At 32.8% G+C, this 26,484-nt stretch carries 23 protein-coding genes, 1 tRNA gene and 2 pseudogenes; 7 read left to right on the top strand and 19 right to left on the bottom strand.

Annotated features, from left to right (window positions below; all coding sequences use genetic code 11):
• Window positions 1–12 precede the first annotated feature (12 nt).
• Window positions 13–381 carry an HIT domain-containing protein gene (locus LB100_RS01670; protein WP_456201175.1) on the bottom strand — a complete coding sequence of 123 codons (369 nt, stop codon included), beginning with the start codon at window positions 379–381 and terminating at the stop codon, window positions 13–15.
• A gap of 3 nt (window positions 382–384) precedes the next feature.
• A complete protein-coding gene (locus LB100_RS01675; RefSeq protein WP_456201176.1) occupies window positions 385–1,314 on the bottom strand; it encodes a hypothetical protein in 930 nt (309 codons plus the stop codon).
• A gap of 184 nt (window positions 1,315–1,498) precedes the next feature.
• On the opposite strand from LB100_RS01675, the gene LB100_RS01680 reads away from it, so the two are divergent.
• Together LB100_RS01680 and LB100_RS01685 are read left to right on the top strand one after the other, a co-directional pair.
• Window positions 1,499–2,875 carry a UDP-N-acetylmuramoyl-tripeptide--D-alanyl-D-alanine ligase gene (locus LB100_RS01680; RefSeq protein ID WP_456201178.1) on the top strand — a complete coding sequence of 459 codons (1,377 nt, stop codon included), beginning with the start codon at window positions 1,499–1,501 and terminating at the stop codon, window positions 2,873–2,875.
• Window positions 2,876–2,923: 48 nt separating this feature from the next.
• Entirely contained in the window at window positions 2,924–3,874 is a 951-nt protein-coding gene (locus tag LB100_RS01685; protein WP_264719671.1) for a complex I NDUFA9 subunit family protein, read from the top strand.
• A gap of 10 nt (window positions 3,875–3,884) precedes the next feature.
• On the opposite strand, the gene LB100_RS01690 is transcribed toward LB100_RS01685, so the two are convergent.
• The 4 genes from LB100_RS01690 to rpmF form a co-directional block, all read right to left on the bottom strand.
• A tRNA-Arg gene (locus LB100_RS01690) sits at window positions 3,885–3,958 on the bottom strand.
• A 156-nt stretch (window positions 3,959–4,114) separates the two neighbouring features.
• Window positions 4,115–5,071, bottom strand: coding sequence for a beta-ketoacyl-ACP synthase III (locus LB100_RS01695; RefSeq protein WP_264719670.1), 957 nt, complete (start codon window positions 5,069–5,071; stop codon window positions 4,115–4,117).
• Complete coding sequence (gene plsX / locus LB100_RS01700; protein ID WP_264719669.1) at window positions 5,064–6,101, bottom strand: phosphate acyltransferase PlsX; 1,038 nt, start codon at window positions 6,099–6,101, stop codon at window positions 5,064–5,066. Before plsX ends, LB100_RS01695 begins: the two co-directional genes overlap by 8 nt.
• Before the next feature lie 8 nt (window positions 6,102–6,109).
• Complete coding sequence (gene rpmF / locus LB100_RS01705; RefSeq protein ID WP_006014434.1) at window positions 6,110–6,292, bottom strand: 50S ribosomal protein L32; 183 nt, start codon at window positions 6,290–6,292, stop codon at window positions 6,110–6,112.
• A gap of 231 nt (window positions 6,293–6,523) precedes the next feature.
• Here rpmF and LB100_RS01710 point away from each other — a divergent pair, with 231 nt between their 5' ends.
• Window positions 6,524–7,306 (top strand): MlaE family ABC transporter permease, encoded by a 783-nt coding sequence (locus LB100_RS01710; RefSeq protein WP_264336533.1) that lies wholly within the window; start codon window positions 6,524–6,526, stop codon window positions 7,304–7,306.
• The gene (locus tag LB100_RS01715; protein ID WP_264336534.1) at window positions 7,299–8,000 is read left to right on the top strand and encodes an ABC transporter ATP-binding protein; all 702 of its coding nucleotides are present in this window, start codon (window positions 7,299–7,301) and stop codon (window positions 7,998–8,000) included. The genes LB100_RS01710 and LB100_RS01715 overlap by 8 nt, the downstream gene beginning before the upstream one ends.
• A gap of 271 nt (window positions 8,001–8,271) precedes the next feature.
• Here the strand turns inward: LB100_RS01715 and ffh are convergent, their stop codons facing one another.
• From ffh to rseP, 8 genes are all read right to left on the bottom strand, one after another.
• Window positions 8,272–9,615, bottom strand: a complete 1,344-nt coding sequence (gene ffh, locus LB100_RS01720) for a signal recognition particle protein (protein WP_264719668.1) — start codon at window positions 9,613–9,615, stop codon at window positions 8,272–8,274.
• Window positions 9,600–11,159, bottom strand: coding sequence for a proton-conducting transporter transmembrane domain-containing protein (locus tag LB100_RS01725; RefSeq protein ID WP_264719667.1), 1,560 nt, complete (start codon window positions 11,157–11,159; stop codon window positions 9,600–9,602). The genes ffh and LB100_RS01725 overlap by 16 nt, the downstream gene beginning before the upstream one ends.
• A gap of 618 nt (window positions 11,160–11,777) precedes the next feature.
• The gene (locus tag LB100_RS01730; protein WP_226079314.1) at window positions 11,778–12,179 is read right to left on the bottom strand and encodes a hypothetical protein; all 402 of its coding nucleotides are present in this window, start codon (window positions 12,177–12,179) and stop codon (window positions 11,778–11,780) included.
• A gap of 85 nt (window positions 12,180–12,264) precedes the next feature.
• Window positions 12,265–15,336, bottom strand: a complete 3,072-nt coding sequence (locus LB100_RS01735) for a WPE palindromic element domain-containing protein (protein WP_456201182.1) — start codon at window positions 15,334–15,336, stop codon at window positions 12,265–12,267.
• Between the two features lie 45 nt (window positions 15,337–15,381).
• Window positions 15,382–15,813, bottom strand: coding sequence for a 3-hydroxyacyl-ACP dehydratase FabZ (gene fabZ, locus LB100_RS01740; RefSeq protein ID WP_006014455.1), 432 nt, complete (start codon window positions 15,811–15,813; stop codon window positions 15,382–15,384).
• A 4-nt stretch (window positions 15,814–15,817) separates the two neighbouring features.
• Window positions 15,818–16,378, bottom strand: coding sequence for an OmpH family outer membrane protein (locus LB100_RS01745; protein WP_052264996.1), 561 nt, complete (start codon window positions 16,376–16,378; stop codon window positions 15,818–15,820).
• Window positions 16,379–18,712 carry an outer membrane protein assembly factor BamA gene (bamA, locus tag LB100_RS01750; RefSeq protein WP_456201185.1) on the bottom strand — a complete coding sequence of 778 codons (2,334 nt, stop codon included), beginning with the start codon at window positions 18,710–18,712 and terminating at the stop codon, window positions 16,379–16,381.
• Window positions 18,713–18,719: 7 nt separating this feature from the next.
• Window positions 18,720–19,835, bottom strand: a complete 1,116-nt coding sequence (gene rseP / locus LB100_RS01755; protein WP_006014462.1) for an RIP metalloprotease RseP — start codon at window positions 19,833–19,835, stop codon at window positions 18,720–18,722.
• A 99-nt stretch (window positions 19,836–19,934) separates the two neighbouring features.
• Here rseP and LB100_RS01760 point away from each other — a divergent pair, with 99 nt between their 5' ends.
• Window positions 19,935–20,201, top strand: coding sequence for a succinate dehydrogenase assembly factor 2 (locus LB100_RS01760; RefSeq protein ID WP_010404229.1), 267 nt, complete (start codon window positions 19,935–19,937; stop codon window positions 20,199–20,201).
• Here LB100_RS01760 and LB100_RS01765 read toward each other — a convergent pair.
• From LB100_RS01765 to LB100_RS01775, 3 genes are read right to left on the bottom strand one after another with little or no spacing between them, the layout of a single operon-like run.
• Window positions 20,179–20,496 carry a cell division protein ZapA gene (locus tag LB100_RS01765; protein ID WP_010404232.1) on the bottom strand — a complete coding sequence of 106 codons (318 nt, stop codon included), beginning with the start codon at window positions 20,494–20,496 and terminating at the stop codon, window positions 20,179–20,181. The two genes, LB100_RS01760 and LB100_RS01765, sit on opposite strands and share 23 nt — an antisense overlap.
• Window positions 20,497–20,539: 43 nt before the next feature.
• The gene (locus LB100_RS01770) at window positions 20,540–20,818 is read right to left on the bottom strand and encodes an HU family DNA-binding protein (RefSeq protein WP_006014469.1); all 279 of its coding nucleotides are present in this window, start codon (window positions 20,816–20,818) and stop codon (window positions 20,540–20,542) included.
• Window positions 20,819–20,837: 19 nt separating this feature from the next.
• Complete coding sequence (locus tag LB100_RS01775) at window positions 20,838–22,490, bottom strand: 30S ribosomal protein S1 (RefSeq protein WP_456201188.1); 1,653 nt, start codon at window positions 22,488–22,490, stop codon at window positions 20,838–20,840.
• Window positions 22,491–22,593: 103 nt separating this feature from the next.
• Between LB100_RS01775 and trmB the strand changes: the two genes are divergently transcribed.
• Window positions 22,594–23,238 (top strand): tRNA (guanosine(46)-N7)-methyltransferase TrmB, encoded by a 645-nt coding sequence (trmB, locus tag LB100_RS01780; RefSeq protein ID WP_063631013.1) that lies wholly within the window; start codon window positions 22,594–22,596, stop codon window positions 23,236–23,238.
• Between the two features lie 207 nt (window positions 23,239–23,445).
• Here the strand turns inward: trmB and LB100_RS01785 are convergent, their stop codons facing one another.
• On the bottom strand, window positions 23,446–23,967 hold the full coding sequence (locus LB100_RS01785; RefSeq protein WP_264682582.1) for a pyrimidine dimer DNA glycosylase/endonuclease V: 522 nt from the start codon (window positions 23,965–23,967) through the stop codon (window positions 23,446–23,448).
• A 130-nt stretch (window positions 23,968–24,097) separates the two neighbouring features.
• Window positions 24,098–25,495: pseudogene (gene terL / locus LB100_RS01790) on the bottom strand (phage terminase large subunit).
• Between the two features lie 115 nt (window positions 25,496–25,610).
• Here terL and LB100_RS01795 point away from each other — a divergent pair.
• Window positions 25,611–26,438: pseudogene (locus tag LB100_RS01795) on the top strand (alpha/beta hydrolase family protein); the annotation flags it as partial.
• Between the last annotated feature and the right edge of the window lie 46 nt (window positions 26,439–26,484).

Below are 26,484 nucleotides of genomic sequence, written 5' to 3' on the forward strand. Positions count from 1 at the left end.
AAACATATAACACTATGTATTTACATGCTTTCCTAATCTTTTACCACCTAAAATATGTACGTGAAAGTGTGGTATAACTTGTTCTCCGTCTTTACCGTGATTAGTAACTAATCTATATCCTGTTTTTTCTAAGTTATATTTATGTGCTATTTCTCTAACAGTTTTAAAAAAACTTACTATTTCCTCTTCGGAAGCTTTCAGAACAAAATCATCGTATGAAACGTATTGAGCTTTTGGTATAACTAGAATATGAACTGGTGCATCAGGATACTTATCACAAAAAGCTAGCACATTTTCATTTTTATGTACCTTCTCACAAGGTAACTCACCTCTTAATATTTGAGCAAAGATGTTATTGCTATCATAAACTTCATTGCTCATATTTTAAGAGCGACCTTTTCCTCTTCCTTTATTTCTTTCTACATCAGGCGTAGATAGTGGTTTTATTACTTCACCAGAGGCATCTTCAAAATTCAAAAAAGTACTTCCCAATCCTTCTACTTGCTTTTTGATATCTTGTTCTGATAACAGCATATTTTTTATAGGAGAAATAGCTTCTTTACTTTTACCAAAAGGAAATTCGTTAGGATTAGTAATGTTAAAAGATTTTACTAATTCATCTGTACTTGTAACAGTTTCTGAAGACTGCCCTGGTGACTTTCCAATTTGTGCTGACCTTAGAGCTTCTGATGATTTGTTCTGGTTATCATATTCTCGATACAATTTTTCTGCAATACCATACAGCAATTTTAAGTCTGTGTGAACTTTAAATTCTCCACCAGTGATTTCTGCAAACTTCTTGAGGTCGCCTTCAACTTTATTAGCAATTCCTTTAAGAACAAGCTCTTTTATTTCTTTCTCGCTCTTGCCTTTATTATCAGGATTAGTTTTAATAGTGTTAGCTATTTCCTCAACGTTAATTTCAATTACAATTTTGTTTTCTTCTTTGAAAATAGTTACATTTGGTAGGTTTTTCTTTACTTGACCTAATTGTTCATCATTCAAATAAGGTATATCTCCCGTCAGAGTCCTTGACACTAAAAAAGCTACCTTTCCTGTCCCTTTCTTCTGCTCTGTTATTTCTACACCAAGATCCTTGCTAGCTTCTGTGGTTTTTATAGGTGGGTCATATTTCTCTTCTTTTTTAGGTACATCACTAACAACCTTTTTTAATGAAACTTTAGCATCATGCTTCATTTCATCAATTGAAGCAAACGGTTTCTTTATAGGATAAATAAGTGCTTTAGGCACAAGAAAAAACACGCCTTTTATCTTAGCCAAAACAGACTTTTTATTTGACTCATCTTTTGTCATACATACCTCCAAGTCACTTTCTACAATCAAATAGTAAAGTACACCTAATTATAGACGAAAACATTTAAGCTTGTATATCTATTATAAGATGAAATTATAGAGATTGCAATCATTATTTGTACATTACCAAAGCATGTAGTATTTTTGCTGCTTTTCTTGTTCAAATTACCTTTAAAGATAAATTATGTTAAAATGGAACGCAAATAATATTATTGATGCTACTGGCGGAAGAGGGGAGGGTATTTGTAATTCGGTATATAGCTCAAATATTTCAACGGATACAAGAAGCATAAAAAAAGGTGATTTATTTATTGCTCTCAAGGGAAAGGAATTTGATGGCCATGATTTTCTACATGAAGCATTTTTAAAAGGAGCTGTTGCTGCGGTAGTAAGCGAAGATAAATATAGAAATTTTCCTCTAATTATTGTGCAAGATACTCTAAAAGCTTTGTATAATATGGCATCATATTACATTAGAAATATTCTTGTTAATGCTAAAGTTATCACAATTACAGGTAGTGTTGGGAAAACCACTACAAAAGATATGCTTAACACTGTTTTGTTGCATTATGGAGTATCTCATGTAAATGAAGGCAACTTAAATAATAATATAGGATTGCCTTTGACAATTCTAAAAGCTCCAAAAAACTGCCAGTACTTAATTCTTGAAATGGGAATGAATAAAGCTGGTGAAATAAAAGAGTTATCGAAGATTAGCAATCCGGATATTGCAGTTATTACCAACATTGAACCTGCGCATGTTGAAAATTTTTCATCTCTAATTGATATTGCGCAAGCGAAATTAGAAGTTCTGCATGGCATGAAAAATAATGGTACTTTGGTTTTGAATAAGGATAATGAACATTATGATTATCTATTATCAAATGCTAACAGAAATGTAGTAAGCTTTGGTAAGAATGAAAGTGCTACTGTTTGTTTGTTAGACCTAATAAGAGACGATAACGGTCTAAATTTAAAAATAAAACTGAACAATGGTCAAATTATGAACTGTAATTTACGTTTGCGGGGTGAGCATTTTGCATACTCTGCATTAGTTGTTACAGCAGTTTTGCAAAGTCTCGAACTTGATTTATCTAAATTACCACTAGCACTTGAAAATTTTACTGTAACAGAAGGTAGAGGTAATGTTCATCAAGCTAAATACAATGGAAAATTAGTACATTTGATTAACGACTCCTATAATGCTAACCCTACTTCAATGAAGGCTGCAATAAGAACTTTAGGTACATATTCTAATTTAAGAAAAGTGGCACTGCTTGGCGATATGTTAGAACTTGGTAATGAAAGCATAGTATTTCATACAGAATTGCTTGACTCTATAGTAGAACAAAATGTGAATAAAGTTCATACAGTTGGTAAATTTATGTTAGAATTGAATAAACTTTTACCGGAGAATATAAAAGGCATGCATTTCGATGATTCTAACCAATTGAAAAGTAATTTAGCTAATATTGTTCAAGGTAATGATGTAATTTTAGTTAAAGGTTCTCATGGAATGAGAATGGACCTTATAGTGCAGGAATTCACAATAGAATATTAAATAAAACTATTGTATTAATTTAAAGTTAAGTTATTGGAAGTTTTAACTGTGATAAAACGTATAGTTATTTTTGGTGGAACAGGATTTATAGGAAAACACATCGTAAGATGCTTGGCAGCGGCGGGGTATTTAATAAGAATATTTACTCGTGATCAGGAAAAAGCTGCTTGTCTGAAGTTATGTGGAAATTTAGGACAAATATCAATGATTGAAGGAGATTTTTTTAATGAAAAATCAATTTTAGAAAGTATGGAGGGGTGTGATGTTGTTATAAATTTAATAGGAATACTATATGAGACAAGAAAGCACGATTTCTATGCCGTTCATGTTGAAATAGCTGAAAGAATAGCAAGAGCTGCACAAATAAAAAATGTATCCATGATGATACATTTTTCTGCTATGGGAATAGAAAATGGTAAGTTATCAAAATATGCCCAAAGTAAATTGAAAGGTGAAAAAGCTGTAACTTCGGCGTTTCAAGGAGCAATAATAATTAAGCCAAGTCTTGTATTTGGTAAAGAAGATAATTTCTTTAATAAATTTGCAAGATTAGCAACAATTCTTCCTTTTTTGCCGTTGATCGGTAGTGGAATAACGAAGTTTCAGCCTATATGTGTAACAAACTTAGCTGAAGTGGTATACCGTATTATCAGCTTTAATAAGCAAGATAAAAAAATTTATAATATAGGTGGACCAAAAGTTTACTCTTTTAAAAGCTTATTGAAGTTTATTCTGAATGTGACTAACAGAAAGTGTCTACTGATCAATGTACCTTTTCCAATGGCAAGATTGATAGCCTTTTTCTTAGAAAGCAAAGTTGTTTCTGTGCTGTTAAAACCTATAACCGGAGATGCAAGCCCTATACTTACTCGAGATCAGGTGCAAGTTATGATGAGTAGTTCAATTGAAAAGTCAGATGATCTCGAAACAATGAAAATTCGACCATTAGCAATTGAAAATGTGGTACCAGAGTACTTGAGAATTTATAGAAAGCATTGATAGAAGAGAATGTGCCCGGTAGGATTCGAACCTACGACCCACAGCTTAGAAGGCTGTTGCTCTATCCAACTGAGCTACGGGCACACAGCATATATAAAATGCTTCTTAGTACACGTGAAGTCAAGTATTTCTTGTGAATATGATGTTTGTAATAATATCTCAAAACTTTGTCAGTACATCATATAACACTGAAGCTCGGAAAAAAAAGAGGCTTGGGTAATGGAAAGTGATGTAAGAAGTTTAATAATGTAGCAATATGGAACCCCATGTGAGACCTGCACCTATTGCAATCAGCAGTACCAGATTTCCTGATTTTATTTTTGATTCTTGTATTGCATAGTCTAAAGCCAGTGGAATTGACGCTGCTGAGGTGTTTGCATGCTTATCAACAGTATTAATCACTTTCTCTATAGGAAAATCTAATTTCTTTACTACTGCTTCAATAATACGAATGTTTGCTTGATGGGGAATTAACCAGTCAATATCAGTAATCTTCAAACTATTGCATTTTAGAGTTTCCTCTACTGAAGCTGTTAATTTCTCTACTGCATGTTTAAACACTTCTCTTCCATTCATAAGTATCTTTCCAGAATCACGAGTAGAGGATATTCCTCCGTTCGTACATAATATGTCCACATTGCCATCAGAGTGTAAGTTTGTTGATATGATGCCGCTGCTACCCATTTCCGATTTTATTATCACTGCACCAGCACCATCACCAAAGAGTACACAAGTTGACCTATCTTCCCAGTCAACAATCCTAGACATGATTTCAGCACCAATAACGAGCGCATATTTAATTCTATTGTTAGATTTTATGAGCGAATCAGCAACTGTAACTGCATATATAAAACCAGAGCATGCTGCTTGTACATCAAAAGAAAATGCGTTTTTACATTTTAACTTACTTTGTATAATCGTTGCACAGCTAGGCAAAGTTTTATCAGGCGTTGTTGTTGCAACTATAATCAAGTCAATTTCATCTACTGAAATTTTAGCTTTTTCTATAGCACTTTTTGCTGCATTAACAGCTAAATCTGACGTTAGTTCTCCTTCATCTGCTATATGCCTTTGAACTATTCCTGTTCTCTGCTTTATCCATTCATCGTTTGTTTCAATTATCGATGCAATTTCGTTATTACTCAAAATTTTTTTTGGTAGGTAAGAACCAGTGCTCAATATGAAACTTTTATTCAATATGACTTACCCCGTTAATTATCTTCTGGTTTAAATTTTCACTGATTGCATTTACTGCAAATTTTATAGCGTGAGCAAAAGAAATAGCATCAGAATTTCCGTGACTCTTTATAACGATACCATTTAACCCTAAAAACATAGCTCCACTTCTAATTTTAGGATTAAAACGCACTAACGCCTTACTTAACTTAGATTTTAATAACGTACCAATAAGCATTTTTATTATCCATGAGTTAAATACTTCCTGCTTTATTAGATCGATAAGAGTACTCGCAGTTGCCTCAGCTGTTTTTAACATTACATTACCAACAAAACCATCAGCAACAATTACATCTATATTACCATCTAAAAATTCACTTGCCTCTATATATCCTTTGAAGTTAATACTTGGAGCATTTTTGAGTAACTCAAAAGCTCCTCTTACTGAGTCAGTACCTTTCACTTCTTCTGTACCAATGTTTAGCAAAGCGACTTCAGGATTTTCAACTTTTAATGCTATTTTTGCAAATATACTCCCCATTAATGCAAATTGAAATAATGAGTCAGTATTACAGTCAACATTTGCACCAAGATCAAGCAATGCAAAGCTTTTTGTCTTAGTTGGACAGACAGATGCAATAGCAGGACGATAGATATTGGGTAATGTTCCTAAAATAAATCTGGAGATAGCCATCAATGCTCCAGTGTTGCCTGAAGACACCATCCCAAAAGCTTTACCTTTTTTCACTGCTTCAACAGCTGCCTTCATACTTGAATCTTTGCGATGTCTAAGTGCAAAAGAGGGTTTATCATTTGGGAGAACATTATCAGAGCAATGGGTAAATTCGGAGTTATCGCTTACTTTTTTGTATTTTGAAAGCAAAGGAGATATTTCTTTCTGATCTCCATAAATATGAAAAAAAACTTCAACACCTGGGTCAACAAGATTATCCAAGAAAAAACTAGCACCCTGAATTACGGAGAGAGGTGCAAAATCCCCTCCCATAGCATCAAGTGCGATAACTATGTTGTTGTTGACCGTGGGTAACATATCATGAGTTACTCCGCCTTTTGTTTAATGAAAACACGTTTTCCTTTGTAACTATTGTCAACTGCTATGTTGTGAGGCAACATGAATTCTCCAGTTGTTGCACATACCACAATATTCTTAGGCTTAATAGCATGATGAGAACGATGCATATTACGCCTTGACTTTGACTTTTTTCTCTTCGGAACTGCCAAAACTTACTCCAATTCAATTATATAACACAATTTATTAGTAGCATGTTTTTTACAAGAAGTAAATAGCGAAATAAGTAAGGTTTTCTTATACAATTCAGTCTTATAAACTTAAACTCAAGCATTTTGATCAAAGTATATTGAACTTAAGACATATCTTGACTATACTCTGGCGAAGTTAATAAAAATTTTAATAAAATCAGTAAAACTAATTTTAGCTAAGATAAATGTAAAGTGAGTTCCTTTAATATAGACAGCGTTAGAATAATCGGTAGATGCTTTATGAACTTTCTCTTGAGAATTGGTAACGCATTTGTATTTTTTATTCAATCTCTATATCACTGCTTTACTCCTCCATATTATTTTAGCAATGTGGCAAGACAAATTATAGAGATAGGCTTTTTCTCTTTGCCAATTGTTGGGCTAACTGGAGTTTTTATAGGAGCAGTGATAGTTTTACAGAGTAGCTTAAGTGGTATATTGATTAATCAAGAACAAGTAGTACCTAAACTTGTTACGATCACTATCATTAAAGAGTTAGGGCCAGTTTTGATCAGCTTAATAATGGTAGGAAAGGTTGGGTCCTCAATTGCAGCAGAAATTGGCACAATGCGCATTACTGAACAAATAGACGCACTTACAACTTTGGACATCAATCCTTTCAAATATTTAATTGTACCAAGAATTCTAGCGTCAGTTATAGTATTTCCAATACTTACAGTATGTGCAGATCTAATAGGAATATTTGGAGGGTATGTCACTGCAGTCTTTGAATTTAACCACAATTTAAATATATACATAAAATATACAGCTCAATTCTTTAATATGTACGATTTTATTGTTGGACTAATGAAAGCGACTGCTTTTGGCGCCATAATTTCTGTCTCAAGCTGCTATTACGGTTACCATTGCAAAGAAGGTGCACGAGGAGTGGGTGTTGCTACAACATCAACTGTTGTTTTATCGTCCATACTGATCATTTTAGCAAACTACATGATTACTTTGATACATGCGTAACCCCATAATATCAATATCGAACTTAAATTTATCTTTTGATGAAAGGACAGTACTAAAAGATCTAAGTTTCGATATATTAAAAGGGGAATCATTAGTCATACTTGGCGGATCAGGAAGTGGCAAATCTGTATTAATAAAAACAATCATTGGCTTGGTGACACCAGACTCAGGGTCTATTAAAATAAATAGTAAAAGCAAAAATAAATTTGGGGTGTTATTTCAAAATTCCGCTTTATTTGACTACGTTACAGTGTGGGAAAATATATCTTTTAATTATAAAAAGCGCTTTAATATCAGCAAAAAGGAGGCAAAACAGCTAGCAATTGAGAAGTTAAATGATGTTGGACTGGAGGAAAACATAGCAGATATGTTTCCAATAGAGCTATCAGGTGGAATGAAAAAAAGAGTGGCACTTGCAAGAGCAATTGCACACAACCCAGAAATTATTGTATTGGATGAGCCAACTTCAGGATTAGACCCAATCATGTCAGATGTAGTAAACGAGATAATAATAAAATTATCTCAAGATCTTCGCCCTACAATTATCACGATTACACATGATATTCATAGCACATTTAAAATAGCTGATAGAATAGCAGTATTATATGAAGGGGAGATCATTTCTCACGGAACTGTTCAGGAAATACAAAATACTAACAACGAATATATAAAAAAATTCATTTATTGTATATAGCTACAGGTTTACAAATGATATTGTGGATGCTATAACTAGAGTAACTTGAGCTATCGGCAACCTTCGGTCTGTTACTAGTGTAGTGATATAGTGTGTTAGCTATAAAACAACGCATTAAATATAGGTAAAGTAACTTATATCAATTTTTATTATCATGCCAATTCTAACTGCAGAAATTTATTGAATTTATTACTTCACGCTAAAATAATATATTTTACTATTCAACAGCAATTACAACTGATGATTTTATTTCATTCCGCTACTTGCTGACTTACTTTCTGCTTAGCATATTCATCAAATCAGATTCTTTGAGTTTACTATGATCGACTTTACTGAACTTATTTACCATAGAGCTCATTTGATTATACTGCTTAATTAAAAGATTAACATCAGTTACACTTGTACCGGACCCTTTAGAAATTCTAAGTCTTCTTTTGCCATTTAAAATATCCGGATTTTGTCTTTCTTTTTCAGTCATTGAATTTATAATGGCTATATATTTTTTCACTTTATTATCGTCTGGTATACCACTGCTTAACTTTTTTGTGAATGAGCTAGGAATGAATTTCATTATGTTGCTAATACCATCCATTTTATTGAGGGTTTTTAACATGCCCACTAAGTCGTTCAGATCGAACTTACCCTTTTTTACTTTCTTTTGCAGTTTATCAATTTCTTCCTGACCAACAATCTCAGCAGCTTTCTCAACCAATGAGACAACATCACCCATACTCAGTATCCTTTTTGCAATTCTATCAGGATAAAAATCATCAAGGTCACTTAATTTTTCACCACAAGCAATAAATTTAATTGGACAATTGGTGATCATTTTCATAGAAAGAGCAGCACCACCACGTGCATCACCATCAACACGGGTGAGAATAATCCCAGTTACACCTATTATTTCATTGAATGATTTGGCAATGTTTACTGCATCTTGACCTATCATTGCATCGGTTACTAAAATAACCTCTGTAGGTGAGGATATTTCCTTCACATCTTTCAGTTCATTCATCATATTATCGTCAATATGAAGCCTGCCTGCGGTGTCTAGTATTAATACATCATAATTATCGTTCTTTGCTGCTGCCAGTGCCCTTTTTGTAATTGTAGTGGGCTTCTCGTCTATTACTACAGGTAAAGTTTGCACATCTATTTGTTTACCTAGCACTTCAAGTTGTTTTTGAGCAGCTGGTCTATAAATGTCCAAAGAAGCAAGCAACACTTTTTTCTTTTGTTTTTTTAACTTCAGAGCAAGTTTCCCTGAAGTAGTTGTTTTTCCCGCACCTTGCAAACCCACCATCATAATCACAGCAGGAGGTTTAACCGATAAATTTAAGTCACTTTTTTCTGATCCAAGAACTGCAACTAAATTATCCTGCACAATTTTGATTATCATTTGTGCCGGAGAAACACTTTTTATGACTTTTTCCCCAATCACTTTATCTTTAATGTCGTTGATGAATTTTTTTGCAACTTCAAGTGAAACATCAGCTTCAATTAAGGCCATGCGTATTTCTCGCATGGCAAGGTTAAAATCATCTTCAGAAATAATTGACTTTCCTCTCAGTTTATTAAATACAGAATTTAAACTTTCAGTTAACGATTTAAACATAATATAATTAGTAGAATACTCATTAAAAAGAGAGAAGAAGCTGAAACAAAACTCACTGAGTTATAACTCAGCACTTCTTTAAGTTTATTAATATTATTAAAGTATAAACTAGCAGGTGAATTAGTCAAGTTTTGCAGTAGGTTGGCAGATATTTCTCTCACTTTAAAGATCAGTTGATTGAACAGCAAAGCAATATATGGTATAAGAGCTCTGAAAATCCAATCAACATCCATTTTAAAATTTATTCTTGGATAAAACAACTTGCGTAAAGGAATAAACAATAAAGTGGTACATAATAACAAATTAAATTGCGACAAAATATTTTTTGTGTTGTACACAAAATCTAAAATCGAAGATTTATTGTAAATAGGTAAGTAAGGATTGCCAGCGATTACACATATAAATGCTAAAATAAGCATAGATATTTTACCTTCCCTCTTTGCTAAAGGTTTTGACTTACTTTTTGCAATAAATATGTAGTAAAGAAATTTGAGTCCCACGCTTAAATAAAGCAGTAAATTCAGAATCTTGTATAAATTTTTATATCCTTTTAGGGCAGCACCATTTATTTCAATTTCAGCTGCAATGTATGATTTACTGACGAATCCAGCAGTTCCAGGAAATGTAGCCATTGTGAGTACTGCGATCATAGCGCACATACCTTCCACTGACATTAGTTTACCCATTCCATTAAAACTAATTGTTTTTGTTTGTGAAATAATCGAATTGCTGACTACAAATAATAGTGATTGATAAAGAAGAGAGAAAATTATGTGTAACATCAAAATTGGTATTGCATTTTCTGAAGGGATGAGTAAACCTCCTGCAATAATCAGCAAGCCCATTTGTCCTACAGCATTGTAGCATAAAAATCTACGAATATTTTGTTCAAGGGAAGCAAATATAATGCTGTAAATTACAGTAATGGCGCCTACAAGTGCTAATATTTCAGTACAATCTTGCCATAGGGTATAAGTGTGTAAAAGCATCACTAAAAAAGAGACTTTAGTGGTAAATAAAGAGAGATATGTAGTGCCATGCAGTGACGCATCAGGATACGCATCAACAACCCAAAATGAAAAAGGGAAACAAGCACAGTTTATCAATAAACCCAAAATTATCAGGTTAGTGCTTTGAGATGCCAATCCTGCTATCAATATAACTCCAACGAAAAAGTGTATACAAGCGTACCTTATTGCAGATCCACTATCTTTACAGCTAGCCGCGATAACAAAAAATGCACTGATGGTCATTAACTCAAAGAATATTATAACCAATATCATATGTTCAGATAAAACTGCATAAAGTGAACTAATAGTGTAAGCAGCAAAAGATAGCATCTCTGAAAAAGTCAAATTTTGTGCTGGTAGAACAGCTAAAAATGCAACTGATAAAAAAGATATTAGTACGATACGAAAAGATAAATCAAAATTTAGAACTGGATGAGAGCAATTCAGCGTAGTACCTAAATTTTCAGGTAATATTAGGACTATCACTATTAATGTAGTCAATAGAAATAGCAATAAAAATTTATAAAGTTGCACAATGATGTAAAACAGTATGGTTTATGCTACCTCAACATACAAATAAAATCAATTTGCGTATTAACCACTAGTTAAGCTAATTACCATATAATTATATCAGGGTTTAGAAGGTCATAGAGAAACCGGTCAGATTAGGTTTTTAATCTAATCCGACCGATAGCTTTAATAGTGAGGTAAGCTTTAATATAGCACTCCTAATTCACAGTGCTACACTCGTGCATAATTTATTTTTAATTTGTGCACGAGCGTTAGTAAATTATTTACTTTTTGAAATAAAGTTTGGCATCACTTTAATATCTAGAACTTCATTAAGTCTGTCAGTTGAGAGTTATTTACTCGCTTTTTCTTCAGTATTTGCATAAATATAATGGAGCTGCCAGTTTTTAATGCACTCATTCGACTTTTATGCTCTTCGCAATATCTGATTCTATTAAAGAATTCTTCGTTAATTTAGTTTTTTATGTTTTTTGGATAATGATATAGATAGGTTCCGCTAACACGTAATGGAATATTAAATTGTTTATCTATAGATCCCTGTATCAAGCATTGTAATGACGGCATTCGAGTAGAGATAATGGAACCAAGAGAGCTCTGAGTAGCTGTATAATGAAAATTAGATTATATAAAAACCTCTGACAACACATTCTGTGTTGTATCATTGTCCATAACTGTGTAATCAATATTATATTTATCGAATTCATTGTGCATCCTAGTTAAATGTCCTTTATCATGATCCAAAAGAACACTTACGTAGCTCAAGCTATCATTAAAAAGATCATTATAAATTACTGGAAATTGAACTGTGTAGGATGTTGTACACTCATCTTGACCGTTATTATCTTTACAAAGGGACATTTTTCCTGTTTTGCCAGTATCATCTTTAGTAGAAATAAGAAATTTCATACCTACGTCTTCGTTTTTTGCTATAAACTCCTTACACTTTCTACTTTTTGCAGAACATGGTCCTATAGCTATAGAGTAGCTTTCTTTTGGAAGTGTGAATATTAACTGATGTGTCATAATACTACCTTAATAAAAATCATTATTGTAGTATAGATTTATTAATAAATAATATACATTATGGTATAATTAGTACAAAATAGGTTTAACCAATCTCAGTAGGACTGCCAGTTGGACCCATAAGAATTATTTGTTCACCTTTTTTAAAACATTTACATAAATTAGTGGAACCGCCAGTTTCAAGCACAATAGTGGAAATAAATCCTTTTTTTTTGTCTACTTCAGTGCCGGTTACTGCTATACCTTCCATAGCAAGGTTTGTATTATTGGCTTTTCTGCTATTGGTTTCAAAATTTTGCAACCTAAAGAATTGTCCAGGTTTAAAATTCTTTGCCGCAAGTGGTGCTTTGATCACTATTTCCACAACTTTGTTTGTTAAATATTGAACTTTTATAACCTTTGCAGTGAATTGCTCTTTGATTTTTTTGAAAAATTCTTTGTTAGTTAGGTGTTCTGATATTATTCCAGCGCGTGACGCTTTAGCGTGCAAATGCTGCAATTTGTAGGTAATTCGCATAGTAGTTGGTGTCGTGCAAATAGCTGACACTGGAATCCAGTTCTGACTATATAACCATCTGGTGTACTCATTCAAAATTAAGTTTTCTGGATTCCAGTGTTTGGGCACTGGAATGACATCTTTTTTGGTGAAAGTTACTCTTATATTACAACATTCATACAATTGTGCATATGACTCCGAGATTCTAGCCGGAATGATATAAATGAAGCTATTAACTCTATTCAAAAGCTGAGAAATGATAGGGTAACCATTCTTAGCGCTTGCCATAGCTTTGACTACACTGCCGCTATACGAGGGATGAAGATCACCAAAAAAGCTAATTGTTTTATTGCCTTCCTTATATACTAATATTCTATCTTTATCTCGCATCTTAGGAGAAAAGATAGGATCTATTTCTTTTCCCGATGAATTCAAATGAGTAAAATATCCGTTACTTAATTTAAAATGCTTTTTATCTTCTGTTGCAATAACTGTATTTGGCTTAGTACCTGCTGCTATAAAAATAGAACGTGCTTTTATATGCTTGATTTCATCAGATTTTGTGTCTATTAGTTTTATTGATTCAGCGTGGTTATATTTATCTGTTACAACTTCAATCGGCTCTAAGTTTTCAATAAAGTAAATCCCTTCTGATAGTGCATTTTGCACCTCTTCGCTATTTAATCGATAACTTGGTGAATCTTTTAGCTCTTTTCTATATACAATTTTCACTCCCCCTAGACTTTGCATTAGTTCCAATATTTTTGCTTCTCTATTCTCTTTTTTTGCTGATTCTTGCTCTTTTCGGATCAATTGTGCATGCGATATCAGCTCATTTGCAAGTTCATATTCCTCTTCTTTCCAATCTTTTTCGACATATTTCTTTCCATACTTATCAACCAATATTTCATAACGAAGAAGAAATTTTTCTACTTGAATCGGATAGTAAGCTAAAACTTCAGTAGCAGTATCAATTGCAGTGAGTCCTGCACCTATGACAACTATCGGCATACGAACTTGCAGATTTGCTATAGAATCAAATTTAAGAGCGCCAGTCAGTTGTAACGACATAAGAAAGTCAGATGCCATGCGCACTCCACGGGCTAGTATGTTTTTTATTTTGATCATTCGTGGCTTACCAGAGCCAAGTGCCAAGGCAATGTGATCAAAACCCAAGTTAAATGCGTCATCAACAGTTATCGTACTGCCAAAACGAATGCCTCCATAAAGTGCAAAATTCTCACGTCTTTCCAGCAGTAATCTAATAATCTTTAAGTAATTTTTATCCCACCTAGAAGTAATGCCGTATTCTGACACTCCACCAAACCCATCTGCCGTGCGTTCACTCAATTTTTCGTGTTCAAAATCTTTAATTAGCTGTAAATTATCGATCAAAGGTTCAATCTTTAGTCCATCAATGGCGATAACGTTATGCCCATCGTTTAATAAATGATGAGCTAAATTAAAACCCGCAGGACCAAGGCCTACAACTAGGACGTTTTTTCCAGTGTTTCCTTTTGGCAATGGACGCTGAAAATTTAAAGGATTCCAGCGGCTAAGCAGAGAATATATTTCAAATCCATACGGTAAACTAAGCACATCATCTAGAATCCTTGTTTCAATTGCTGGCACATTTACGGGTTCTTGTTTTTGATATATGCACGAATTCATGCAGTCATTGCATATTCTGTGTCCAGTAGCCGCACATAATGGGTTATCTATCATCACAATTGCAAGACTTGCTATGCTGTATCCTTCGCTTTTTACCAGATTCATTTCTGATATTTTCTGCTCTAGTGGGCAGCCGTGCAGCTCAACTCTAAGTGGAGACTTTTTGAAAGTGTTGTCATCATTGATTAGCCCCTTTGAGCAGTTGTCCTTACTTTGCTTATGACAAAATATGCAGTAGTGAGCATTATCTAGTGCTTTATTCAAACTCACCTTTTTGCTTGTTAGATCAAAACCATATCTTCTTTTCACCTCATTTGAATACAGAACCTCAACCTCGTCTACTTCTTTTTTCAAGAATGATACGAGATTTTCGTAATCAATTTTCTTATGTATGCTAAATAGTATACTCTGTTTATTTTTCACTCTCCAAACTGCATATTGAGCCGCAAGTTCTATTTCTTCTTTGTGATCCTCTTTATTTTCAAGCCAACTCATTACCTGCTCAGAAAAGTTTTTTTCTGTTGTCGGTAAAGTAATGAAACTATTTAATTTGTTAGTGACATAATCAATATTTGCTACATCAGTGTATTTCTTCAATGCATAACGCTGAACAAATAATCTTTTGCATCTGTATATTACAGCAAAGTCATTGTGTTTTTCCTTTAACTCTTCTACTTCTTTTTCAATATTGAAAAATTTTGCAATAAATTCATCAAGTAAATGTGAGAGATCCATTATTAACTGGCTATTACAACCATCTTTCATCCAAGCTGGAATCCATCCTTCTTGTTTTCTGGATCCCAGTGTCAAGCACTGGGATGAACACTGGGATGACATCGAAGAAGAAGCTGCTTTTTCTCTTGCTTCAACTAATGAATAAAACAAGCTTTCATCGCACGATTTTATGTAATCCAAAAACGCCTTATCTAACTTTATTAATTCACTACGAGTGTATAAGTTTGAAAATGAGATTTTGAAATTCAGTTGCATCTTTATACTATACAGTGTACATACTGTTTCTTATAGATGAAGATTTTATTTATCTTGCAGTTTTGCTAAGATTGTTGCTCCTGCAACCTCTTCTTTTCCAACAGATGCAACACACTTAAATTTGTATACACCTAAACGCAAACCTTCAAAGTTAGATTGAAGAATTAAGGTATCTCCTGGAGTGACTGGCTTTCTGAATTTTGCGTTTTCAATGGACATAAAGTATACAACTTTATTTTCTACTGTTTTTTTACCGAGAACACATATAGCAGATGCCTGAGCTAAAGACTCAATTATCAAAACTCCTGGCATTATCGGATGGCCAGGAAAATGACCAATAAAAAATTGCTCGTTGAAAGTCACGTTTTTAATTGCTTTTATACTCATACCAGGATCGCATTCTATAACCCTATCTACTAAGAGAAAAGGATAAGAATGTGGTAGTATTTTTATAATATCATTGATATTACATTGCATAAGTCTATTCAATGTTTTGCAAAGCAAATTCGGGTATTTCCTTGTTTACATTTTTTAATACTACATCCGATAAATCTACTTCATCCATAGAGTATAAAACTTGATTCTTTTTTGAAATAAATAGTACCAAATCTATGTTGTTTTTTTCTGCTGTTTTTTTAGCAACTTCTTTTATCTTGTTAAAGACACTTTCTACTGCTTCTCTATAATTTTCTTCTAAATGTGACATTTTCTTAGCGTAATTATCCCTAACACTTACAGTATGCTTACTAAATTGTTCTGTCTTTTCTTTTTTTGCTTCTTCTGACAAAAGGTCAAATTCTTCTTTCGATGGCTTAAATTTTTCTAACTCATTTTCAAATTCCTTCTGTAATCTAGAATTCTGCTCCTTTATTTGTTGTTGTATATTTTGCAGAGCCAGAGATTCATTGATAACCTTATCACTATCAATAATGGCAGCCTTTGTATTAAGCGTGCTCTGAGGTTGATACCCTACAAACTTATACCCCACAAATAAGGAAATAATTAAGGCAATAACTGATGTAAATAACTGTATATATTTCATTTAAATCCCCGCTTCAATAGAAATTTTAACGTTTGTCGATGGTATTATGTCATAAGCTTCCTTTACTAAAGGAAACCCAAAATCTAATCTAATTCTACCAAAAGGAGAAGGCATTGAAAAGCCAAAACCTGGTGATACTCTTATAAGCTTACTATCGTAATATTTCCCACTATATCCCTTCTTTTCATCTAAACCAAAAAGTGTTGCATAGTCAACAAATAGTGAGCCTTTGATACCAGCATAGTCGTATAATTTAGATAGTGGAAAATCTACTTGCTGTGTTAAATTAAAATAAGTTTTGCCTCCCAATGAGCTTTGATTTTTGTCTTCTGCTCTTGGTCCAATGCCGGAAAGGTCAAATCCTCTAATCTCATTGCCACCTTTAAAGAAGTGCTGGCCAATGTTGAGCTCTTTATTAGTATAGGAAAAAATATGACCTGCTGCTACTTTAAAGCGCAATGTTATATCATCATCAATTTTGCTTAATATAGGGTGTGTATAAAAAGATAAGAATTCAGATTTTAGGAAATTTACATTTCCCCATAATCCTGAAATATCCTGACTTAAACGCAATAAATATCCCTCTTTAGGAGTATAGAGGTTATCCAGTTTATTGTACGCTAACGTGTATCCCACTGATGAAACCTGATACTCACCTTCTTGATCTCTTATTATCTCAGAGATATCCTCATCTTTTCCACCCTTATTGTCCATGTGTATGTGATTATACTTATAAGAATATAGAAAGGAATTGGTTAGATTTTCTGAGATTTTATATGATACTTTTGCTATTCCTCCCCAGTTGCAGGTATCGAAAGTAGTGTTTGGTTTGTCTTGTTTTTCATAAAAAATACTCATGCCTAGTGAAGTATCAGAATCGTTAAAATTATTTTCAACAGCGTCTATACTAGTAGAAAGAACATATTGACTTTTTTCAAGAGCAAAAGATACCTCTTTACCACTACCAAATAAATTACGATCTGTGAAATCGGTTTTAACAAATACTCCACCAGGAAGAGACATGCCACCTGTTAAAGATAACGAGGCAGTTCTTTTTTCTTTGACATTTAAATCAAGATTTACTGTATTTTCATCCACTATATAACTATTTATTTTTACTGTTTCAAAAAAATCGCTATATATAAGTTTTCTACGTGATTTTTGAATCTCAGATGTGTTATATGCGTCGCCTTCTGCCATGCTAAGTTTTCTTCTAATTACTTTATCTAAAGTGCGGTCATTGCCATCAATGGTAATTTGGTTTATATAAATCTTTTTACCTGGTAGCACTTTGTAAGTTACATCCACAATATTGTTATGTTGTGTATATTCTGGATTAACTTTTGCAAATATATATCCTTTTTCGTTTAAATGTTTACTTATTTTTTCTGCTGTATTGTTAATTTTAACTCTATTAAATATTTGATTATTTTCCTCTTTGATAAATTCTAATATTTCTTCCCTTAAACTTAAATCCTGAATCTCAGTTTCAATATCAACTTCATTATTTCCAAATAAGTATTGCTGCTTTTCATCAATCAAAAAAGTTAACTCTATTTGGTTGTTATTATCAACCTCAACAATTGGTTGGATATTATTTTGAATATATCCCTTAGATGAATAGAAGCGATCAAGCAGTTCTGTGTTAATCAGTAGATATTGAGGTGAATAATGAGTTCCGCTTTTAAAAATGGCTCTAAATAACTTACTAAATATATCATTGCTATGCCTTTTGATAACTTGCTCTAGCTCATTTGCTGAAAAGTTTTTATTACCTATGAATCGTAAACCCTTAATTTTAGACGTTCTTCCTTCTTTTATCTTAAAAATTAGGTTTATCCTATTGCTACTAAGCTTATCTAGCTCATATGCAATTTTAACACCAATTTTACCACTGTTCCTATAAAGAGTAGCTAGATTTATTAAATCGTTTTGTAATTTTGTTTCAGTGAAAATAGTTAGTGATTTTGACTGGATAACGTTATTTAGCAACTCTTTACTGTTAAATAACTTATTGCCTTTCAATATTACTTTGTTAATCAATGGATTCTCATGAATTTTTACTACTAAGTTTTTTTCATCATCGATATAGGCGTTAATACTAGCAAATAACTTTGTTTTATATAAATCTTTTATAACTGAATCTACATCATCATCATTTATATGACTACCTGGTTCTAATTTTGTATAAAACCTTATTGTTTGATCACTTACTCGCTCATTGCCAATATACTTAATATTTTTTATCTGTACTTTTTCTTTATTTTCTAGAGCAACAAGTAGAGTGGGAAAAGAAATAAGTATTATTATTAGTATGTGAAATAACTTTTTCATATGTATCTTAAAAAAGATGCCTAATATCATTTGTGATTGCAACTGCCATCAACAAAAACAGTATGGTAGCACCAAAAGTGACTGCATATTTTTGATATTTCAAACTCAAATCTCTACGTATAACTGCTTCTATAATATAATGAAATAAATGCCCACCATCTAGTAGTGGTATTGGCAGCAAGTTAATTGCAGCTAAATTAGCTGAAATAATTGCCATAAAATATAGAACCATAATAAGTCCCTTTTTAGCTGATTGCCCTGAATATTTTGCAATTTTTATTGGCCCACCTATTTCATTTATACTCCTTTTACCAACAACAATTTGAAAGAGTGCTTTGATTGTTAAACACATAGTGTGGTAGGTTTCATTCACTGATAGGCTAGCAGCTCCAAGAAAAGATGACTGTTTTAACCCTATCATATTAATTGAGGTAATTCCTATAGTTTTTCTTTCTATTATGTTACCAAAGACATCTCTATCCTCAACTATAAACGGAGTTAGAATAGTTCTGTACTCTTCGTTATTTCTGCTATACTTAATTTCTATTCTTGTTTCAGGGTTGGACATTATCACGCGTGAAATATCTTCAAAGTATTTTATTTTGTACTCATTGATCTGTGTAATAGTGTCACCTGGTAATAGGCCAGCTTGCTTTGCTGCACTTTCTTCAATTACATTACCAATTACTGGTGGAGTACGATAATAACCTGCCACGCTGAAAAATATTGTGAAAGCTATAACGGTAAATATCATGTTTGCAAAAGGCCCTGCAAAAACTATTGCTGCTTTTTGATATCGAGGTTTTGTATGGAATGAGTATAATTTTTCTTCTTCAGTTAATTTTTGTTGATCAACAGGAACGCTTGCTGCATTAGTATCCCCTAACATTTTAACGTAGCCACCCAATGGAAAGGCACTTAATTTCCACCTAGTTCCAGACTTGTCGTTAAAACCAAAAATTTCAGGACCAAAGCCTATAGAAAAAGATTCAACTTTAACCTTGCATGCTTTAGCGACAATATAATGCCCACATTCATGCACGAATACTATGATAGAAATTATTAAAGAAAACGATAAAAAATAATATATTCCAGCGCTAAGTTGATGAGAAATTAATTCCACCTATGTTTTAAATCTTAATCAAACGTTGAGTATATTAAAATGCGCCTTGCTTGACAAGTATTTAGTTTAGTCTTTAAATTAAAAAAAAGTTTAATGACAATGATAGATATCTCCTTATTAAGAAGAAAACTGATGTATAGGAGTTGGCATAGGGGTTGTAAAGAAACTGATATACTTTTAGGGCATTTTGCATTGAAATATCTTGATAAATTTTCCTTAAGTGAACTAATTGAATACGAAAAAATAGTTGATCTTGATGATTGCGAATTATATTGTTACATAACTCGTAAGAAACTTCTTCCCCCTGATTTGAGTAGTGAGGTAGTCGATTTGATTGCTTGCTTTAATCACTTATGCACCCAATAATCTTGTTTACCCTATCTAATACTTCAGCATATTCTACTCTTTTTTCCTCCCTATACTTTTTGCATTCTTGATTTATTTCGTCTAATCGCTTTGTTAATTCTAAAATTTTGTCTTCGAGAGTCAATGCTGCAAGTAAGAAATTTAATGCATCTGAGCCCTTACCTCCAGTTCTTTGAGATATGGAGCTAACTAGCTTGTTGAAGCTATTAGCAAGTTGTAATAAATGGTCCTTCTTTTTACTTTCGCAAGATATTTTATATGTGTTATTATGTATAACTATTTCTACTACTTGCATATGATGCTATATTGTACAACTTTCAAATCTACAATATAGATTTTCATTCATTTATCAAGAGGGATAACTTTTTACTGCTACGAAAATAAGTTTTAAAGTATTGATGTTTTGCAACCTTCTGTGACGTCAAATTACTTGCTTCTTTCAAGTTATAGCTTCTAATTGAAAAAGAACCAAACCCCCTGATTTCAACTCTATTATGATATTTCAACGTGTTTGAAAACACTTGAAAAAAAATATCAACTATGGCTGCTATAATGACCTTATCTAACAAAAGGTGTTTTTTTGCCACTCTTGCTGTTATATCAGATTTCGTTGCCATTTATATGAAGCACAAGAAGTTATTTGGCAGATAATATTATATTATATTTTTCAACACCTACTACTTCAACTTGTATTTTTTCTGATATAGAAAACTTTTTATTTTCTGGTAAATGCTCTTGATCTACTAAAAGGGTTACATTGTTCTCAACCTCAACGATTAGACCATTTTCCTCTCTCTTACTTACAGTAACCTGAATTTTATCCCCTACTTTAACTTTCTCTATCAGTTCTTCAAGAGGATCATACTCTATTTGCTTTACTCCAAGATAAATTCTTGTCCGATCTACGTTAGCCCTTATCACTTTTGCTTCTATTTCATCACCTACATTATACTTTTTTATCTCATCTGAATTGTTTTTCGACCAACTTAGATTTTGCATATAAATTGTTCCTTCTACGTCCTCAGATATCTCAGAATTATCAAAAGTCACAGATATTTGTGAACCATTGTTGCTTTTAACTTTACCAGAAACAATAGAACCAAGAGGATATTTATCAATAAATACTTGCCAAGGATTCTCTACGCACCTTTTTGTGCTTAAACTCATCTTATTTTTAATAATGTCAATACCGAGAATTTTTACATCCACTTCTTGTCCTATTGTTACAAAACTACTGATTGGTAAATTATTCTTGCTCCAAGTTATTTCTGATGAGTGTACCAAACCCGCAATCCCAGGTTTAATCTCAACAATGAATCCACAATCTTTTATACCCGTTACACATCCTTTGTGTACGCTGTTAATTGGACATTTTGACTCTAGATCTTGCCAAGGATTGTCTCCTAATTGTTTTACACCCAGGGAGATTTTTCCATTTTCTCTATCTATTTTTATAATTTTAGTTTTTATATGCTGACCATAAGAAAAAATTGCAGATGGATGACTTACATTACTCCAAGAGATATCTGTGATATGTAGCAGCCCATCTATAACTCCCACTGTATCTGATTCATGAATGCCAACAAATGCACCGTAGTGAGTGATGCTTTTTATTTTGCCTTCTACTACATCACCTTCATTTAAAGATTCTAAAAACTTAATTTTTTCACCAGCATGCAATTTCTCTAATACCAGCTTTCTTGATACTACAATATTCCCCTGCTTCTTATCCATTTTAAGCACGATGAATTTTTGTTCAGTTTCAATAAGGTGATTAGCATCTTTTATTTGCTTCAAATCCACATGACTCAGCGGTAAAAACGCACTTATTCCATCACCAAGATCAACAATAAAACCGCATTTAATTGAGCGTTTAATGATTCCTGTTACTTCATCTTTTGTAACTGCGCTTTCTTCCAATTTATTCCATTTTTCGTCTCTGATTGCTTTCTCACGACTAAGAACAACATTACCATGGTAATCTTCAATTCTTTCAACATAAACTCTAATTTTCGAGCCAACAGTGATATCATCATTACAACTGAGCTCCTTAATCAGAATTCTTCCATCTGACTTTAAACCAACATCAACCACAATGTCATTAGAATTTCTTCTTGTGATTATACCTTCTACCACATCTCCTTCTTTGATTTTGTTAGCAAAAGAATCTTCACAAAAGTCATTATCTTGATTATCAAATTGATCTTGAAATATCTCTTCTATGAACCTATTTGATAATAGTCTCTTGATAGCAACTGTACTTTCCATACCTTTTAATTTTAACTTCATTAGAACTCATATATTATATAATATTAATAATTAGTGACAAGTAAATTCTCATTAATTCATTTCGAGAATTGTTTAAGCTATAAAAGATTAAGTTATGTAAGATATGCTATCTAGGAATAATAATTGGATTAGGTCATTTTCCAGAAGATCTAGGTTGAAGTTGAATGTTTTGGAGAAGTATTCTATTAAAAACAGCAAGGAATCTATAAAAAAGATCGTAGACTTACAAAAAAGAATACGGGTAGAAATAGGTTTCGGTAATGGTGAAAATATGCTCCATCAGGCATTCAATGAATCTGATCTATTATTTATAGGATGTGAGCCTTATTTAAAGGGGGTCTCTTCCTTGCTAAAAAGCATAGAAGCACACAGCATAAAAAATATTTTAATATGGACAGAAGATGCAAGAGAATTAATTGTCAATTTTCCTGACCACAGTGTTGAAAAATTCTTTATTCTCTTTCCAGATCCATGGCCGAAAAGAAGTCACAACAAAAGACGGTTAATTAATACGGAATTTTTAAATTTATTAGCAAAAAAAATACTTGTCACAGGTGAAATATTTATTGCAACTGATCATCAGGATTATGCAGAGTGGATAGAGTTACATATAAAGCAGTGTAATTTTTTAACCTATAAGGAAGATAGTTTTGCAAATTATACCCCAACAAAATACCACAGAAAAGCGCTAGAATATCAGCGTAAAATAAAGTTTTTTAAAGTAAATGTTATATCTAAACTGACTTAGATTTACCTCTGCTTGTTAGTACAGATGTGTACATGACACTCTATAGTGCAAGTAGCCTACCATATACTGGGAATAACAGTTTACTGAATTCTTTAATCTCACAAATAGAAAGATCAATAAACTTGATAAACATCAACATTATCAGCCAGCATTGCTTTTGTAGCTTCAATTTACCTTTTTTATGACCGATTTGGATAATTTTATAACCTATAGCATTTTGTCTAGCAACCAATCTGGTGCTTCTCTACCTTTTTCCCACTTAGCAAATCTCATCTTTTCTTTTAGGTAATATTCTCTATATTCTTCTATTGGGTTACTACATTTATATCGATCAGGTAACGCTTGTGTAAAAGCTTGTATATCAGCTGATCGAAATATTAGCAAATCCTTGTTATTATCGCACCAATCTATAACTTCTTCGGATTTATGCGTTCTTTTGTATCGCAAGCTATATTCTATACACAATTCTTTTCCATGTTTTATTAACCAATCAAAGTTTCCTTTTGATTGTCTAGCCCATAAAGAACAAGGATGGTTTTTGTGAGTAAGTTTATATGGAACTTCTATATTCTGGTTTGTAATGCTGACTAAAGGATTTGGCTCTTTTAATGCTATTGAAAAAACACTGCTAAGCAATTGAGCAGTTTCTAGCGGCATTTTTACTATGTGCTTATCGCATAACATTTGTGCTGCAGTTACAGGATTTTCGTCTAATATAAAGATATTCATCTAAGCACCCAGAGATAGAATTTTTGCGTAGTATTTATTTCAATAAACCCTAAAATATCATTTAGAAAATGGATAAGTTAAATAAGCTCAGTTAAAAAAATTATACACAATTCCGAGGAACCTTTTCAAGCTACAATGAACGTATAGCTACCACTCTAGCAATATTGTTTCTCACCCACTGAAGATATTGCACGGTACTGTCTACTTGATCGTCGTGACGGGTTTCTGGAAACATTAAAATCTCATACTCAAAGTCGCTAAGCCATACTGCTTGGTTAGGGAGAAAAACCCGCTCAGATTCTATAATTGGGACAATTCGGTGAAATCGAGTTAATTTGTCATCATGTGGTACTATTTGAATAATAGGTAAATCACTGTTTTTCCTGAGCTCCTGAACCAATTGCTGACCGCTTGCTTTTGCTTCGATTAAAATTGCGTGTGGCTTCCACCTTGCAGCCAGCGATAGAACTTTCTCTTTAAGTTTTGGATATTCAAGTTTTGCGCGATATACATCGAGTAAATAGAATGTATTATCTACTTTTGTCCAGGTAGTGCAGACACTAAAGTCACTTGTATTGTTTATTGAAATTGCAGTATCCCAACTTTGTGTTACATGCAAGAGGCTATCAGGAAAATTTTTATAGCGCTTCAACCACTCTCGTTTAATTATACCACTTGAAAGTGGTAGAGGTTTTTGTTGGTATTGAGCAGCAAAACCATAACTCCCAAGTTCAGCTTTTATCATCTCAATTTCTTCTTTTCCTTCAGTTAGGGAATACAACAATTGACCTTCTTTTCTTGAGTATATTTCCTGTTCATGCTCTGGAATATGATTATTAACTGAATAAATAATCTCCTTATCTTCAGCTATTATTGGTAAACAGACATGATGCCATATGTTTCTTGGTTTACAGAGGAGGTGACCAGTTAAATCTTCTAAATGGAGTCTGTGCATCACAAGAACGATAACTCCTTTTTTTCTGTCGTTGAGCCTGGTTACTAAAGCCTGATCAAACCAGTTTGCAGCACGCTTTCTAAATGTTTCGCTCAAAGCTTGTGCGGGACTTAGTGGATCATCCACGATAATGAAATCTCCACCTTCACCGGTTAATGTTCCTCCAACTGATGTTGCAATTCGACATCCTCTTTACACTGTTTGAAATTTATATTTAGTGTTTTGATCTTTGCATAATTCTACTTTCGGAAATAGCTCTCTATACCAATCAGATTGCATTATGCACCTGGTATCGAGTGAGTGCTTTTCGCTAAGCAACCGAGAATAACTTGCAACTATTATTCTTGCAGTTGGCTGATTTCCAAGTATCCATGCGGGCCATGCAACACTTACACAAATGGACTTCATTGAACGCGGCGGCATATTGAATATTATTCTTCTTGCTTCACCAGCGCTTGCTGCTTCAAGCCTGTCTGCTATGACTTTTATATATTGATAATCATTATACTCACACCCCGGCACTACCGTTTGAAAGCATAATTCAATGAATTTGAGAAGGTTTATATTGTTCATAAAATTGAGATTTTGTTGATTTTTTAAGATTTTTTTGTATAATTATAGTGAGAGTTAAAATATGAAAGAAATAAGAGAGTAAACTGAGAGAGAGTTTATAAAAACTCAAAACGGGATGAAAATAGAGACAATTACGCTTCCTGGTAAAAATGTAAATAATCAAAGTGAAAAACATCTGGTATACTTTATTGGCGGAGATAAAGCATTAAGTCCTAGCAAAGATTATTTCCAAAACTTCGATTGGGCTACAGATCAAGGTATTACTGTATACCTTTTTAATTATCCTGGATTTGGTTTAAGTAAAAATAACTCACTGATACGTAGCAATAGAGTTAAATCTGGTATAGCAGTTGTAACTAACTTGTTGGAAAAAGGTATAAAACCAGATGATATTATATTGTTCGGAAACTGCTTAGGTGGACATGTAGCAGCAGAGGTTCATAAAAATTTTAAAGATAAGGATATACATCTAAGATGTATAGTTAATAAGGCTGCTAGTTCACTCAAACAAGCTTCTCTTTATTATTTTGGATTCATAGCGAAATTAAAAATTTTTCTTGCTCCAATAATCAAATTAGTACTAAAGGTTTTTGGTTGCCATTGGAAAACACACAAAATTATTAATGCAATTACCCCTTACACCTTATACTTTAATCAAGAGGGAGACAAGACGATAAAACAACCAGCACAACTTGCAACAAAAATAGAAAAAATAGATCAAAGCGGTAGAAGGAAAGATTACCAAAAAAAAGAAGTATTCGAAGGATTTGAGGAATATGAAGAATTTTTCAAGCAGCATATAATATTAAGAAAGAATGATAAATGTATTGATTCTAAAAAAGCTGATAAAGATATACATAAATTGCCCATTACGTGTTTAAAGTCTTCCAACAAAACTGACTACACTTTTCCTGAGTTGATTAGTTTATATATTTATATTACAGTAAACTGCACCCCCTGATCACTATTAAAAATCTCAGGTTTACCTT

The organism is Wolbachia endosymbiont of Protocalliphora sialia (assembly GCF_053891855.1).

Excerpts from the sequence above, each read along its gene's own strand:
- LB100_RS01670 (WP_456201175.1), bottom strand. The coding sequence starts at position 381 with ATGAGCAATGAAGTTTATGATAGCAATAACATCTTTGCTCAAATATTA.
- LB100_RS01675 (WP_456201176.1), bottom strand. The coding sequence starts at position 1,314 with ATGACAAAAGATGAGTCAAATAAAAAGTCTGTTTTGGCTAAGATAAAA.
- LB100_RS01680 (WP_456201178.1), top strand. The coding sequence starts at position 1,499 with ATGTTAAAATGGAACGCAAATAATATTATTGATGCTACTGGCGGAAGA.
- plsX (WP_264719669.1), bottom strand. The coding sequence starts at position 6,101 with ATGTTACCCACGGTCAACAACAACATAGTTATCGCACTTGATGCTATG.
- LB100_RS01715 (WP_264336534.1), top strand. The coding sequence starts at position 7,299 with ATGCGTAACCCCATAATATCAATATCGAACTTAAATTTATCTTTTGAT.
- ffh (WP_264719668.1), bottom strand. The coding sequence starts at position 9,615 with ATGTTTAAATCGTTAACTGAAAGTTTAAATTCTGTATTTAATAAACTG.
- LB100_RS01730 (WP_226079314.1), bottom strand. The coding sequence starts at position 12,179 with ATGACACATCAGTTAATATTCACACTTCCAAAAGAAAGCTACTCTATA.
- LB100_RS01735 (WP_456201182.1), bottom strand. The coding sequence starts at position 15,336 with ATGCAACTGAATTTCAAAATCTCATTTTCAAACTTATACACTCGTAGT.
- fabZ (WP_006014455.1), bottom strand. The coding sequence starts at position 15,813 with ATGCAATGTAATATCAATGATATTATAAAAATACTACCACATTCTTAT.
- LB100_RS01745 (WP_052264996.1), bottom strand. The coding sequence starts at position 16,378 with ATGAAATATATACAGTTATTTACATCAGTTATTGCCTTAATTATTTCC.
- bamA (WP_456201185.1), bottom strand. The coding sequence starts at position 18,712 with ATGAAAAAGTTATTTCACATACTAATAATAATACTTATTTCTTTTCCC.
- LB100_RS01760 (WP_010404229.1), top strand. The coding sequence starts at position 19,935 with ATGATAGATATCTCCTTATTAAGAAGAAAACTGATGTATAGGAGTTGG.
- LB100_RS01765 (WP_010404232.1), bottom strand. The coding sequence starts at position 20,496 with ATGCAAGTAGTAGAAATAGTTATACATAATAACACATATAAAATATCT.
- LB100_RS01770 (WP_006014469.1), bottom strand. The coding sequence starts at position 20,818 with ATGGCAACGAAATCTGATATAACAGCAAGAGTGGCAAAAAAACACCTT.
- LB100_RS01775 (WP_456201188.1), bottom strand. The coding sequence starts at position 22,490 with ATGAAGTTAAAATTAAAAGGTATGGAAAGTACAGTTGCTATCAAGAGA.
- trmB (WP_063631013.1), top strand. The coding sequence starts at position 22,594 with ATGCTATCTAGGAATAATAATTGGATTAGGTCATTTTCCAGAAGATCT.
- LB100_RS01785 (WP_264682582.1), bottom strand. The coding sequence starts at position 23,967 with ATGAATATCTTTATATTAGACGAAAATCCTGTAACTGCAGCACAAATG.